Origin of the sequence: Streptomyces sp. WM6372 (assembly GCF_001279655.1) — a bacterium.
In the GTDB taxonomy this organism is placed as follows: domain Bacteria; phylum Actinomycetota; class Actinomycetes; order Streptomycetales; family Streptomycetaceae; genus Streptomyces.
This window is the reverse complement of record NZ_LGDB01000012.1, coordinates 1-14,789: the sequence shown is the minus strand read 5'-3', so window position 1 is coordinate 14,789 and position 14,789 is coordinate 1. Positions and strand designations below refer to the sequence as shown.

The window sequence follows — 14,789 nt, the reverse complement described above, 5'->3', positions numbered from 1 at the left end:
CCGGGGGTCGGGGTGGGCGTCGGAGTGGGCGTCGGGGTCGGGGTCGGGGTGGGAGTGCTTCCGCAGCCCGGCGTGGCCTCCGGCGGCAGCGGGACGCGCCAGATCTGGGTGTCGTTCTCGGACCCGACGAGCAGGCTCGTGCAGTCGAAGTAGGTCACCGTCTCGCCCTGCGACTGCGCGGGCAGGGCGACGTCGGCGAGCTTGGTCCCGGCGGTGTCGTACACGGAGGCGGTGTTCGCGCCCAGCGGCCCGCCACTGCGCAGGGTGTACGAGGCGCCCGACGGCGAGTAGGCGCCGTCCGTCGTGAAGACCGGTCCGGGCCGGACCGCGGTGAGCGTGTTGACCTGGCCGGTCTGCGGGGGCAGCGGGGCCTTGTACAACTGTCCCGTCGCGCCGATGAGTTTGCTCGCGATGTACAGCCGGCCGCTGAGGGGGTCGGCGAGCAGGGATTCGGCGTCGTGCCGGCCGTCCGCGTAGGCGAACTTGTACGTCACCGGGGTCACGGTGGCGCTGGCGAGCTGGTCGGGCTCGGCGAAGGAGTGCACGAGGATCTCGGCACGGCCGCTGAAGTTGTCCCCGATGTCGCCGACCAGGATCACCGGCCGCCCGGCCGCGTCCTTGCCGATCGTGAGCCCCTCCCAGTCGGTGTTGCCGACGCCGGAGAGGGTGTAGGTGGCCTTGAGCCGGCCGGTCGCGCCCGTGCAGTCGACGGCGAAGACCTGGTTGGTGTTGCCGCTGTCGTTGACGGCGTAGAAGATGCCCGGGTGCTTGCGGCTCATGGCGAGGCCGCTGAGTTCGGCCATACCGCCGGGCAGCGTGCACCTGCGTTCCGGGGCGGGCGCGGCGGCCGCGCCCCCGGCTCCAGGGGCTACGGCCGGTCCGGTGGCGGCGCCGGCGGGGCCGGCGGCCGGCCATGCGGTGGCCGGCAGCGCGATGGCGAGGGCCGCGGTCGCGAGGGCGGCGGCCCAGGGGGCTGTGAGGAGTCGAGACATGCGCACCATCTGATGGCACATCAGATGGTGATCGCCAGGCCCGGCGACCCCCCGTTTGAGCATCGTTCAATGCCGGGCCGGCATGCCTGGCCGAAACCCGGCGGGTCCGGGTGGGGCTGCGACGCCCCCCGGCGGCTTCGGGCGCCTTCCTGCGTCCTCCGTCGGTTCCCGTCGACCTCCGTCGGCTTCCGGTCAGCGCGCCGGCTCCCGGACGGGGGCGTTGTGCCGGGCGTGCGCGATGAACGCCCGGGCGGCGCGGGTCAGCGGCCGTCGCGCGTGCGCGATGCCCACCGGACGCAGCAGCGGCGGGGTGAAGGAGCGGATCTCGGCGCGGCTGCCGAAGGCCCTCAGCACCACGTCCCGGTACCAGATGAGGGAGCCTCGGCCGTCGGTCACGCCGGTCACCCAGGCGAGCCGCTCGTCGACCTCGAACGCGGGCACGGGCCGGACCCCGAGACAGCTGAACATGGCCTCCATCTCGGTGCGCCGCCCGGTGCCCGGGGTCGGCAGCACCATCGGGAGCCCGTCGAGCATCCGGAACGGCACCGGGTCGGGCAGGCGGGCGCCGAGGGGCGAGACCAGCACCACCTCGCGCTCCTGGATGTGGTGCGTGGACAGCTCCTTGTCGACGGGCAGGTCGACCAGGGCCAGCTCGGACGTCCCGTCCAGGAGTTCCTGTACCAGCGGCTCCCGGCCGTCGTGCTGGTGGAGCCGTACGTGCACGCCGGGATGGCGCGCGGTGTACGCCGGGACCAGCTCGGAGGCCAGGTCGAGCGCCAGGGTGGGGGTCGTGACGAGGGTGAGGGTGACCCGTCCGCCCTTGCCGTTCGGGGTCCCGATGTCGTCGATGGCGTCCACCGCGTCGAGCACGGTACGGGCCAGCCGGACCACCCGGGTGCCTTCGGGGGTGAGGTCCACCCCTCTGCCCCGGCGGGCGAGGAGCTCGATGCCGAGGTCGCGCTCCATGGCCTGGACGGCCCGCGACAGGGCGGACTGGGCAACGAAGACCGAGGCGGCCGCGCCGGTGATGGAACCGCAGTCCGCGACGGCGACGAGGTAACGAAGCTGCGCGAGTGTGGGGGTCATGACCGGACGGTAACCGCGCGAGGTTGACCCCGTAAGGGGCGCCATGGTGAACAACTGCCCGAATTTGGCGTGGTGTTCATACCCGGGGGGCGCCGAGGCATACCGGCCGGGCATGAGACCGGGCTCCTGCCGCACCTCGGCCCCGGCTCCGACGGCGCCCGCCGGGCCGGGGAACATCGCAGGTCGGCGCCCTGACGGGAGCCGGCAGGCGACGCCGTCGGGGTGCGCCCGTGACGTCCGGTACGTGAAGGACCTTACTCCGCATAGCCGTTGACAGTGCACGGCCGCCACCGCACGATGCATCCCCGGCGTCAGGGGAATTGACCAACGTTCAAGCCCGTCCCACCCAGACGGGTCGCCCGGCCACCCGTACCGGCGGGGAACTGCCTGCGCGCACTCCCCGCTGCCCCCGCTCGGCCCGCTCGCCCCTGCGCCCCCGCCCGGCCCCGCTCACCCCTGTGCCCCCGCAGGCCCCGCACCCCGCTCACCCCTGCGCCCCGGCTTGCCAGGGGGTGCCCGCCACGCCATGCCCAGCCCCTGCGCAACCGGCGACATGTGACACAGCACTCGATGAGGAGCGCCCGTGACCCCCCAGCCCATGCCGTCCCCCCAGTCCGGCGAACCGTCCCCGAGGTCCGCCGGAGCCCCCTCCGCCGACTCCCGGTCCGCCGAAGCCCCGTCCGCTGCCCCGAAAGCCGCCGCCCCGCAGGCCACCGCCCCGCGCGACCTGGTGGTCGCGCTCAGCCCCTTCGAGGAGCCGCAGCCCCGGATCGTGATCGCCGCCGAGCGGGCGGGCAGCCTCGGGCTGCTCGACCTCGGCCGGGATCCCGATGCCGCGCGGGCCGCCCTCGCGGAGCTCGCCCGGCGGCTCGGCCCCGGGCGGTGCTACGGCGTGCGGGTGCCCGCCGGCTGCCCGCTCGGGCCGGAGCAGCTGCCCTCCGGGGTGGACACCGTGCTGCTTGCCGACGCCGCCGAGCACACCCCGGAGCGGGTGGCCCGCTGGGCGGCGGCGCCCGGGCGGCCCCGGGTCTGGGCGGAGGTCACCGGCCTGGCGGAGGCCCGGGCCGCGGTGGCCGCCGGGGCCCGGGCGGTCGTCGCCAAGGGGCACGAGGGCGGCGGCCGGGTGGGCGGGGCCACCACCTTCGTCCTGCTCCAGCAACTGCTCGCGGGCCCCGGCATCGGCGTACCGGTCGTGGCCTGCGGCGGGATCGGCCCGCATACGGCGGCCGCCGCCGTCGCGGGCGGAGCCTCGGGCGTGCTGGTCGACGTACAACTGGCCCTGACGCCGGAGGGCGAGGCCGGGCTGCCCGCGGAAGTGGCGGCGGCGCTCCGGGCGATGGACGGCTCGGAGACCCGGCTGGTCGACGGCCACCGGGTGTACGCGCGGCCCGACCTGCCCTCGCCGGAGGGGCCGGCCGCTGCCCTGCTCGGGGCCCGGGACCTGCGTACGCAGCTGCTGCCCGTCGGCCAGGACGGGGCCGCCGCGGCCCGGCTGGCCGCCCGCCACCGCACCACGGGCGGTGTCCTCCAGGCCGTCCGGACCGCCGTCACCGGGCATCTGGCGGCCGCGGCACGGGTACGGCCGCTCATGGCGGCCCGGCCCCTCGCCCAGGGCCCGATGACCCGGGTCAGCGACCAGGCGGCCTTCGCGGAGGCGGTGGCCGCCGCGGGCGGGGTCCCGTACCTGGCGCTGGCGGTCATGGAGGGGCCGGACGTACGCCGGCTGCTGGCCGAGACCGCCGAGCGGCTCGGGGACCGGCCCTGGGGCGTGGGCCTGCTCGGCTTCGCCCCGCCCGAGCTGCGGCGGGAGCAGCTGGCGGCCGTGGCCGAGACCCGGCCGCCGTACGCGATCATCGCCGGCGGCACCCCGGCGCAGGCGGCCCCGCTGGAGGCCGCCGGAACGCTGACCCATCTGCACGTGCCCTCGCCGGGCCTGCTGGAGCGGTATCTCGCGGAGGGGGCGCGGCGGTTCGTGTTCGAGGGTCTGGAGTGCGGCGGCCATGTCGGGCCGCGCGCCTCGTTCCCGCTGTGGGAGGAGCAGATCGAGCGGCTGCTCGCCTGCGGCGAACCGGCCGCCCTCGACGTGCTGTTCGCCGGCGGGATCCACGACGGACGCTCCGCGGCGATGGCGGTCGCGGCCGCCGCCCCGCTGGCCGAGCGGGGCGCCCGGATCGGCGTACTGATGGGCACGGCCTACCTGTTCACCGAAGAGGCCGTGGCGGCGGGCGCGGTCACGTCCCGGTTCCAGCGGGCGGCGGTGGAGTGCGCGGACACCGTACTGCTGCACACCGCGCCCGGCCATGCCACGCGCTGCGCGGACACCCCGTACGCCCGGACCTTCGAGGAGACCCGGCAGCGCCTCGCACGGGGAGGGACCGATCCGCGCGAGATCTGGGAGGAGCTGGAGCGGCTGAACCTGGGGCGGCTGCGGATCGCCAGCAAGGGGCTGCGCCGGGGCGAGAGCGCGGAGTTGGAGGCCGTCGACGAGGAACGGCAGTACGCGGACGGGCTGTTCATGCTGGGGCAGGCCGCCACGTTGCGCAGCGGGACGACGACGGTCGCGGCCCTGCACGCCGAGGTGACCGAGGGGGCGACGGAGCTGCTGGAACGGCGGGCCCTGGAGCTCACCGCTCCGGTCTCCGGGGAGCGGGATCCCGGCGGCGGGTCCGATCCGCTCGACATCGCCATCGTCGGAATGGCCTGCGCCTATCCGGGCGCCCCCGACCTCGCCGTGTACTGGGCGCAGATCCTGGCCGGCCGGGACGCGGTGGGCGAGGTCCCGGCGGAGCGCTGGGACCCGGCGCTCTACTACGACGCCGATCCGGCGCGGGCCGGCGAGCGCACCCCCTCGCGCTGGGGCGGCTTCCTGGACCCGGTGCCCTTCGACGCCCTCGCGCACGGGATCCCGCCGTCCTCGCTGGCCGGGATCGAGCCGGTGCAGCTGCTGGCCCTGGAGATCTCGGCGCGGGCCCTGGGGGACGCCGGCTACGGAAAGGACCGGGAGTTCGACCGCTCGCGGACCTCGGTGGTCTTCGGGGCGGAGGCCGGCACGGAGCTGGCGGGCGCGTACGGGCTGCGGGCGCTGCACCCCGCCTACCTCGGCGAGCTTCCGGCCGCCCTGGACGAGCAGCTCCCCCGGCTGACCGAGGACTCCTTCCCCGGGATCCTCGCCAATGTGATCGCGGGCCGGGTGGCCAACCGGCTCGACCTCGGCGGCGCGAACTGCACGGTCGATGCCGCCTGCGCCTCGTCGCTGGCCGCGCTGGACCTGGCCTGCCGCCAACTGCGCGACCGGGACAGCGACATGGTGCTGTGCGGGGGCGCCGACGTGCACAACGGGATCAACGACTACCTGCTGTTCGCCTCGGTGCGCGCCCTGTCGCCGGGCGGCCGCTGCCGGCCCTTCGACGCCGCGGCCGACGGGATCGCGCTCGGCGAGGGGGTGGGCGCGCTGGTACTGAAGCGGCTCGCGGACGCGGAGCGGGACGGCGACCGGGTGTACGCGGTGATCAAGGCGGTCGGGGCGTCGAGCGACGGCCGCTCCCTCGGGCTCACCGCGCCCCGCCCTGAGGGGCAGCGGCGGGCCCTGGAGCAGGCCTATGCGCGGGCGGGCATCTCGCCGCGCGAGGTGGGGCTGGTCGAGGCCCACGGTACGGGCACGGTGGTCGGCGACAGCACCGAACTGGGCGTGCTGAGCGAGGTGTTCACCGCGGCGGGGGCCGGGGTGGGGTCGTGTGCGCTGGGCTCGGTCAAATCGCAGCTCGGGCACACGAAGTGCGCGGCGGGGCTGGCCGGGCTGATCAAGGCGGCCCGGGCGGTGCATTCGGGGGTCCGGCCGCCGACGCTCCACATCGACCGGCCGAATCCGGCCTGGCGGGCCGAGACCAGCCCGTTCGTCTTCGACACCGAGGCCCGGCCGTGGGCGGCGCCGGCGGAGCGGCGGATCGCGGGAGTGAGCGCGTTCGGCTTCGGTGGCACCAACTACCACGCGGTGCTGGCCGGTTACGCGGGTGCCGAGGAGCCGGAGCAGGGCCGGGAGGACTGGCCCGCCGAGCTGTTCTGCTTCCGCGGCGAGGACCGCCGGGCGGCGGGTCGGGCGATGGCCCGGCTCGCGGCGCGGCTGGAGGAGAACGACGCCGCGGGACGTCCGTGGGCGCTGCGGGACCTGGCCGCGGAGGCGTGCGCCGGCGGGGGTCCGGTGCGGGTGGCGGTCGTGGCCGCCGACCTGGACGAGCTGGCGGCCCGGCTGGAGCGGGCCCGGGGGTTCACCGCGGGTGACGGGGTCCACGTACGGGAGGAGTCGGCGGATCCGGGGCAGGTGGCCTTCCTCTTCCCGGGGCAGGGCAGCCAACGGGTGGGCATGATGGGTGAGTTGTACATGGCCTTCCCCGGGCTGCGGGGCCTGCTGGACGCGGCTCCGCAGAGCGTCCTCTCGGCCGTTTTCCCGCCGGCGGCGTTCACGGACGGGACGCGGGCCGCGCAGCGGGCCGCGGTCACGGACACCCGGGTCGCCCAGCCGGCCCTCGGGCTGGCGGGTGCGGCGGCGCACCTGCTGCTGGGGCGGCTCGGCGTACGGCCGGACTGCGTGGCGGGGCACTCGTACGGGGAGCTCACCGCGCTGTGGGCGGCGGGGGCGTACGACACGGAGAGCCTGCTGCGGCTGAGCGCGAGGCGGGCCGAGGAGATCCTGGCGGCCGCCGGGGACGACCCGGGATCGATGGCGGCGGTGTCGGCCGCTCCGGAGGAGGTCCGGGAGATCGCGGAGCGCGCCGGGTGCGTGGTGGCGAACCACAACGCCCCGCGGCAGTGCGCCGTCTCGGGGCCGACGGCAGCCGTCGCCGCGGCGGTGGAATCGCTGCGTGCGGCGGGAATCTCGGCGCAGCCCCTGCCGGTGGCCTGCGCGTTCCACAGCCCGGTGGTCGCGGAGGCGGCGGCCGGGCTGGCAACGGAGCTGGCCGGGACGGCGGTTGCCGACGCCGCCGTCCCGGTCTGGTCGAACACGACCGCATCGCCCTACCCGCCCGGCGCGGATGCCGTACGCGGTCTCCTCTCCCGGCAGGTCGCGGAGCCGGTCCGGTTCGTGGAGCAGGTGGAGGCCATGTACGCGGCCGGTGTCCGGACGTTCGTGGAGGCGGGACCGGGCCGGGTCCTGTCCGGCCTGGTGGGCCGGATCCTGGCCGACCGGCCGCACGCGGCGGTCCCGTTGGACGTACCGGGCGAGCACGGGCTGGCCCGGCTGGTCACGGCCCTGGCCGAACTGGCCGCCGCCGGTGTCCCGATCACCCCGGAGCCGCTGTTCCGCGGCCGCACGGCCCGCCTCCCGGACCGCGCCCCGCGCCGCCCGGGCTGGCTGGTGGACGGCCACCTGGTCCGCACGGCCGCCGGAGCCCCGATCCCGAACGGCCTCCAGCCACCGCGCCGCGTCGAGGCACCCGTACCGCCCTTGCCGGCGGCGTCCGCCCCGTCGCCGCGCACGGCGCCCCCCGCTTCCGATCCGGCGCCCGCGTCCACTCTGGTATCCGCGCCCGGCCCCGTGCGGCACGCCGCACCTGCGGTGGCGCCTGCGCCGGCGCCCGGCTTCACATGGCACGCCGCTCCCGCGCCCGGCTCGGCGTTGCCCGGGGCGGACACAGCGCCCGACCGGCGCCAAGAGGCGGTCCTGGAGTACCTGCGCGGCTCCCGCGAGCTGGTCGAAGCCCAACGGGCCGTCCTGCTCAGCTACTTGGGAAGCGCCCCGGCTCCGGACGGAGGACCGTCCCGCACCGCTGATACGGCGGCCCCGACAGCCATGGCCGGACCGGCGGGCGCCCAGGCCTGGGCGGACATCTGGGAAGTGGGCGGCACGAACGGGCAGAGCCAGTCGGCCCCGGCAGGCGCGCCCGGGCCGACAGGTCCGGCGGGGGCGCAGGATTGGCCCGGCGCCACAGGGATCAGCGCGAACGGCCACGGGCCGGCGGCCCTCGCGCACGCCCAGGCTTGGGCTGACACCGGCGGATCCGGTATGAACGGGAACGGGCATGCGCGGGCACACACGGCCTGGCCCGAAGGACCGGCGAACCAGCCGGGGATCGCAGACCCCGGGGGCGGCGCGCAGCACGCTTGGCCCGGCACCCGGGAACTCGCGAACGGGCATGCGCCGACCGGCCCGGCGGGCGCCGAGGCAGTCGGCGCGGACGGTTACGGGTCGGCAGGGCTCGGCGGGGCGGATGCGGCGGAGCACGCCGACGGGCCGCCTCCTGCGGGCGACCGAGGGCCCCGGGCGACCCAGGCCGGGGCGGGGTCCGCCGAGGAGGTGATGGACGCCGTCCTGGAGATCGTCCATACCCGGACCGGATACCCGCGGGACATGCTCGACCCCGAGCTGGACCTGGAAGCGGACCTCTCGATCGACTCCATCAAGCGGGTAGAGATCATCGGAGCCCTCGCCGACCGGATCGGGCTCCCGACCGACCCCGGCGGCTCCGCCGAGTCGGCGGTCGAGGAGCTGTCCCGGATCAAGACCCTGCGCGGCATCGTCGACTGGGTCACCACCCACGCCTCCGGCCAGGCAGCCACCGCGGGCGGGCCGGCGCCATCCCCGGCACCGGGAAGGGCGGCGGCAACAGACGAACCGGCATCGGCATCGGCATCGGCATCGGCATCGGCATCGGCAGGAGTACGGGACACGGCCGCGAGCGGTCCCACTCCGGCTCCGGCTCCGGCAGCGGCAGCCGGACCCGCACCGACCCCACCGCTTCGGCGGATGCGGGTCGAGGTGGTGCCGGTGGCGGCTGCCGCCGGTGATCCCGGCGCGCTGCGCGGGATGCGTGTCGGGGTCGTCGAGGACGGGCAGGGGGTGGCCCTCGCGCTCTGCGGGGCGCTGGAGGCACACGGAGCCCGGGCCGAGGTGCTGGCCGAGGCCGGCTCCGGGTTCGACGGCATCGTCGACCTGTCCGCGCTCCGGGCCGGCCAGGAGGCCGTGCTCCCCGCCGCCTTCCCCGGGTACAAGCGCGCCCTCACCGGCGGTGTCCGCCGGCTGATCCTCGCCTCCGCACCCGGCAGCGGACTGCACGGCTTCGCCCGCAGCGCCGCCCTGGAGTTCCCCGGCACGCTGGTCCGCGCCGTCGATCCGCATCCCAAGGAAGACCCCGGGCGGATCGCCGCCCAGCTGCTCGCCGAGCTGTCCGACCCTGGCGAAGGGCTCGCCTCCGTCGGGTACACCGCCGAGGGGGTCCGGGTCACCCGTCGCCCGGTACCGGCGCCACTCCCCCCGTCCGGCGCGAGCCCCCTCGGGCCCGGGTCGGTCGTGCTCCTCACCGGTGGGGCTCGGGGGATCACGGCGCGGACGGCGGTCGCGCTGGCCCGGGCCACCGGGTGTCACGTCGAGTTGGTCGGGCGGACGCCCGAACCGGCCGGCCAGGGTGACGGGTTCGTCCATGCCGGTGACCGGGTGGCACTGCGCGCCGCACTCATCGGCAGCGGGCTTCGGACCCCCGCCGAGATCGAGGCCGCGGCCTCTCGGATTCTCGCCGAGCGCGAGGTACGGGCCACGCTGGCCGCCCTCGCCGGCGCCGCCGCATCCGTCCGCTACCACTGCGCCGACGTGACCGACGCGGACGCCGTAGGGGCGGTCGTGGCCGACGTACGGGCCCGGCACGGCCGGCTCGACGGCATCGTGCACGGCGCCGGGACCCTGCGCGACGGGCTGCTCTGCGACAAGGAACCGGCCGTCTTCACCGAGGTGTTCACCACCAAGGTGGCCGGCGCCCGCCACCTGGCGGCCGCGGCCGCCGAGCACGGCAGCACGCCCGCCCCGGCCTTCCTGGCCCTGTTCGGCAGCGTCGCCGGGGTGTACGGCAACCGTGGCCAGACCGACTACGCGGCCGCGAACGACGCCCTCGACGGGCTCGCCCTCACCTGGGCGGACACCTTCCCGGGCCGGGTGCTGTCCGTCGACTGGGGCCCCTGGGCGGCCGAGGCGGGCGGGATGGTCACCCCCGAGCTGGAGCGCGCGTACGCCCGGCGCGGCATCCCCCTCATCTCCCCCGAAGCCGGGACCGCCGCGTTCCTCGCCGAACTCGCGTACGGCGGCGACGTACAGGTGGTCCTGATGGCCGAGGAGGACGCCGACCATGAGTGAGCGAGTGCGGCGCGGCCCCCGGCCGACCGACGCCGCCATCGTCGGGATGGGCTCCGTCTTCCCCGGCGCCGCCGACCTGGCGGCCTACCGGAGCAATCTGTTCGCGGGTACGGACTCCATCTCCGAGGTCCCACCGGGGCGTTGGGACCCGGAGGTGTACTACGACCCGGAGGGAGCCGCCGGACCCGTGCGCGGGGACCGCTTCTACTGCCGGCGCGGTGGCTTCGTCGACGGCCTGGCGGTCTTCGACCCGACCCGGTTCGGGATCATGCCGACCGCCGTGGAGGGGGCCGAGCCGGACCAGATGCTGGCCCTGCACGCGACGGCCGAGGCGATCGCCGACGCGGGCGGCGAGGACCGGCTGCCGGCCGACCGCTCCCGGATCGGGGTGGTGCTGGGCCGCGGCGGGTTCATGGGGGTGGCGACCGCCCGTCTCGACCAAAGGGTGCGCACCGCCCACCAGTTGGCCCAGACCCTGCGGGAGCTCGCGCCGGAGCTGGGAGAGCGGCGGATCGCCGAGGTGCGGTCCGCCTTCCAGGAGGCGCTGGGGCCGGAGCGGCCGGACGCCTCGATCGGGCTGGTACCGAGTTTCACGGCCGCCCGCACGGCCAACCGGCTGGACTTCCGCGGTCCCGCCTACACCCTGGACGCGGCCTGCGCTTCCTCGCTCCTGGCAGTGGACCAGGCCGTGGGCCTGCTGGCGGGCGGGCGGTGCGACGCGGTGGTCGCGGGGGCGGTCCACCACTGTCACATCGCCACGCTGTGGAGCGTGTTCACGCAGCTGCGGGCACTGAGCCCGAGCGAGCGGATCCGCCCCTTCGACCGGCGGGCCGACGGAACGCTGCTGTCCGAGGGCACGGGGGTGGTGCTGCTGAAACGGCTGGCGGACGCGGAACGGGACGGCGACCGGATCTATGCCGTGATCCGCGGCACCGGAGTGGCCGGGGACGGCCGGGCGGCCAGTCTGATGAGCCCGCTGGTGGCCGGCCAGGTCCGGGCGCTGGAGCGGGCCTGGCGGGAGGCCGGGCTGGATCCGCGGGCCCCGGGTGCGCTGGGGCTGCTGGAGGCGCACGGCACCGGAACGCCGGTGGGGGACGCGGCCGAACTGGACACGCTGGCCCAGGTGTTCGGCCCCTCCGGGACCACGGGTCCCGGCGTCGGCTTCGGCTCGGTGAAGTCCATGGTGGGGCACACCATGCAGGCCTCGGGCATGGCCGGGTTGATCAAGGCGGCGCTCGCCGTGCACGAGGGGGTGCTGCCGCCGACCCTGCACCTGGAGGAGCCGCACGCGGACCTGGCCCGGACCCGGATGCGGCCGGTCACGGCGGCGGAGCCGTGGGAGCGGGGGGCGCAGCCGCGCCGGGCGGGGGTCAACGCGTTCGGCTTCGGCGGGATCAACGCGCACGCGGTGCTGGAGGAGGCCCCGGGTTCCACCGCACCGGCGCCGCCCGTACGCCGCTTCCTGCCGTTGGGGGCCGCGGGCCGGCCGGCGGTGGGGGCCGGGACCGGGACCGGCGCGCGGGAGGACGTACTGCTGCTCGGCGCGGACGGTCCGGCGGAGCTGGCGGACCTGCTGGCCGCCGGGTCGGCGTCCGCGGGCGACGGGCCGTGCCGGCTGGCCGTGCTCGGGCCGACCCCGCAGCGTCTCGCGCTCGCCGCGAAGGCGGTGGAGCGGGGCCGGGCCTGGCGGGGGCGGGGGGACGTGTGGTTCACCCCGGAGCCGCTGGGCGGCGCGACGGCGTTCCTGTTCCCCGGCCTGGAACCGGAGTTCGCCCCGGCACTGGACGACGTCGCGGACCGGATGGGGCTGGAGCGGCCGCGGCTCGGCCGGGGCGCCGAGCTGATGGAACGGGCGCTGGACGCCCTCGCGACGGGCCGCTTCTTCGCGCGGGTCCTGCCGGAACTCGGTCTGACCGCCCATGTGTCGGCCGGGCACAGCCTCGGCGAGTGGGCGGCGATGCTGGCCGGGGGGATGTATCCGCAGGACACGGCCGACTCCTTCCTGGACTCGCTGCGGCCGGGGTCGCTGAAGGTCCCGGATCTCGTGTACGCGGCACTGGGCTGCGGTGCGCGCCGCGCGGAGGCCGCACTGCACGGCCTGGACGGGGTGGTGGTCAGCCACGACAACTGCCCGCACCAGTCGGTGGTGTGCGGGGTCCCGGGGGAGGTGGCGCAGGTCCTGGAGCGGCTGCAGAAGGAGGGGGTGCTCGGGCAGGAACTGCCGTTCCGGTCGGGATTCCACACGCCGATGTGGGAGCCGTACCTGGGGCAGGTCCGGGCGGCGTTCGCGCGGCTGCCGCTGCGCCGGGGTGATCTGCCGGTGTGGTCGGCGACGACGTGCGCGCCGTTCCCGGACGGGCCGTCCGAGGTGCGTGAGCTGGTGGTACGGCATCTGCTGGAGCCGGTCCGCTTCCGCGAGCTGACGCTCCGGCTGTACGAGGAGGCGGGGGTCCGGACGTTCGTGACGATGGGGCCGGGCAGCCTGCCGGGGTTCGTGGAGGACACCCTGCGGGACCGCCCCCACCTCTCGGTGGCCACGTCCTCCCCGCGGCTGTCGGGACTGGCCGCCCTCCGGCGCACCTGCGCCGCGCTGTGGTCCGAGGGCCACGCCCCGCGCTGGGACCGCCTGCGGGACCCGGCCCCCGCCGCCCGCCCGGCCGTACGGGGCCGGTCCACCCCCCTGGACCTCGGCTCCCCCCTGGACCTCGGCTCCCCGCTGGTCCGCCTCCCCGGGGACGCCCGAGCCCGCCTGGGCCTCCTCACCGGCACGGCGGCGCCGGCGCCGGCGCCGCTCGCCGCGGGGCGGCCGGGGCAGCCGGGGCGGCCGGGGCGGCCGGTGTTGCTGTCCGCGCTGGACGCGGTCCACGACGAGGCGCACACGGGCCCGCAGGCCGTCGCCGAGGCCCGGTCGCCCGCACCCGAGTCCGCTGCCCCCGGTCCGGTGCCGCGCCCGGCATCGGTCGCCGACTCCGGCTCCGACTCCGGCTCCGGCGGCGGGCGTGCGGGTTCCGGGAGGGCCGCGGTGCAGCACCGGCTCCGGGTGTCGCTCGACGCCCTGCCCTCCGTACGTGACCACTGCGTGTACCTCCAGCCCGACGGCTGGCCGGAGGAGTCCGACTGGTTCCCCGTCGTGCCCATGACGACCATGCTGGAGCTGGCGGCCGACGCGGCCCGTCGCCACGCCCCGCCGGGAGCCGCCGTCCTCGGCTACGACGACGTACGGGCCATGCGGTGGCTGCCCGCCGCGCCCGCCCTGGACGTCGAGGTCAGCGTCCGCGCCGACGGCCCCGGACGGATCCGGATCGGGCTGGGCCCGTACGCCTCGGTCGTCGTCCTGCTGGGCCCGGGCCACCCGCAGCCGCCCGCACCCGACCTCGCACCGCTGCGCGATCCGCGTCCCGCCCCCGTCAGCGCGGAGGCCCTGTACCGGGACCGGTGGATGTTCCACGGGCCCCGCTTCGCGGGGGTCCACGAGGTCCGGTCCGTCGGTTCGGACGGCATTCACGGGGTCCTGCGCGCGCTCCCCGATCCGGGGGCCCTGCTCGACGCCGCCGGGCAGCTCTTCGGGCACTGGATGCAACTCCGGCTCCCCGTCGACCGGTTGGTGTTCCCGGCCACCGTCGACCGGATCCGGTTCTACGGGCCGCCGCCCCCGCCGCACGCCCTGGTCACGGCCACGGCCCGGATCCGGGAGGTCCGCGACGTCACCGTCCGCGGCGATCTCGAACTCCTCGACGGCGCCGGCCGGTTGTGGGCCCGGATCGAGGGCTGGACGTACCGCCGCTTCGGCGCGGACGAGCGGGTGTGGCCGATGAAGTTCACCCCCGAGGTGTGCGGCATCGGCGAGCCGCAGCCCGCCGGCTGGTGCCTGGCCCGGCGCCGGTGGACGGATCCCGCCTCGCAGGAGCTGGTGATGCGCCGCTACCTCGGCGCCGCCGAGCGCGCGGCGTACGAGCGGCTGGCGCCGCGCGCCCGGGCGCCGTGGCTGCTGGGCCGCATCGCCGCCAAGGACGCGCTGCGACAGCTGCTCTGGGACGGCGGCGCCGGTCCGGTGTTCCCCGTGGAGGTCCCGGTCGGCAACGATCCGGCCGGGCGGCCCGTCCCCGAGGGCGTCCTGGCCCGTGGCTACCGGCTGTCGATCGCCCACAAGGACCGGCTGGCCGTGGCCCTCGCCCACCCGTCCCGCTCCGTCGGCATCGACGTGGAGCCGGTGACCGCCGATCCCGACGCGCTGATCCGGGTCGCGCTCACCCCGGCCGAGCTGCTCCTCGCCGAGGACTTGGCCGCCCGCGAGGGCACCGGGCTGCCGGCCGCGCTCACCGCCCTGTGGTGCGCGAAGGAGGCCGCCGCCAAGGCCCGCGGCACCGGACTCGGCGGCCGGCCGCGCGACTGGCGGGTCACGGAGGACCCCGGATCGGGCGGGCTGCGCGTGCTGTCGCCCGAGGGACGGCCGTACCCGGTCCGTACCGCCTCCCTGCCCCCGGCCGAGACCCAGAGCGCGACCGGCTCCGGCTCCGGCTCCGGCTCCGGCTCCGGCTCCGGCGAGTGCCTCGTCGCCTGGACCGCCCACCCCGCGGCCCCCTCCCCCGTCC

General features: G+C 76.7%; 4 protein-coding genes and 1 pseudogene. 3 read left to right on the top strand and 2 right to left on the bottom strand.

Annotated features, from left to right (window positions below):
* A partial coding sequence (locus tag ADK52_RS42820) for a hypothetical protein (protein WP_199828434.1) occupies positions 1–992 on the bottom strand: 992 nt, incomplete at its 3' end.
* A 192-nt stretch (positions 993–1,184) separates the two neighbouring features.
* Complete coding sequence (locus tag ADK52_RS02535; RefSeq protein WP_053688125.1) at positions 1,185–2,078, bottom strand: LysR family transcriptional regulator; 894 nt, start codon at positions 2,076–2,078, stop codon at positions 1,185–1,187.
* Positions 2,079–2,676: 598 nt separating this feature from the next.
* On the opposite strand from ADK52_RS02535, the pseudogene ADK52_RS39465 reads away from it, so the two are divergent.
* The 3 genes and pseudogenes from ADK52_RS39465 to ADK52_RS44345 form a co-directional block, all read left to right on the top strand.
* Positions 2,677–8,518, top strand: a pseudogene (locus ADK52_RS39465) (beta-ketoacyl synthase N-terminal-like domain-containing protein); the annotation flags it as partial.
* 302 nt (positions 8,519–8,820) lie between these two features.
* Positions 8,821–10,197: an SDR family NAD(P)-dependent oxidoreductase gene (locus tag ADK52_RS44900; protein ID WP_420714783.1), complete on the top strand. Its 1,377-nt coding sequence runs from the start codon at positions 8,821–8,823 to the stop codon at positions 10,195–10,197.
* Positions 10,190–14,789: type I polyketide synthase (locus ADK52_RS44345; RefSeq protein ID WP_159045829.1), on the top strand; the 4,600-nt coding region annotated here is incomplete at its 3' end. The genes ADK52_RS44900 and ADK52_RS44345, both read left to right, overlap by 8 nt.

What these genes read in the sequence shown, in the direction of transcription:
- ADK52_RS02535 (WP_053688125.1), bottom strand. Translation starts at nt 2,078, where the DNA reads ATGACCCCCACACTCGCGCAGCTTCGTTACCTCGTCGCCGTCGCGGAC.
- ADK52_RS44900 (WP_420714783.1), top strand. Translation starts at nt 8,821, where the DNA reads ATGCGGGTCGAGGTGGTGCCGGTGGCGGCTGCCGCCGGTGATCCCGGC.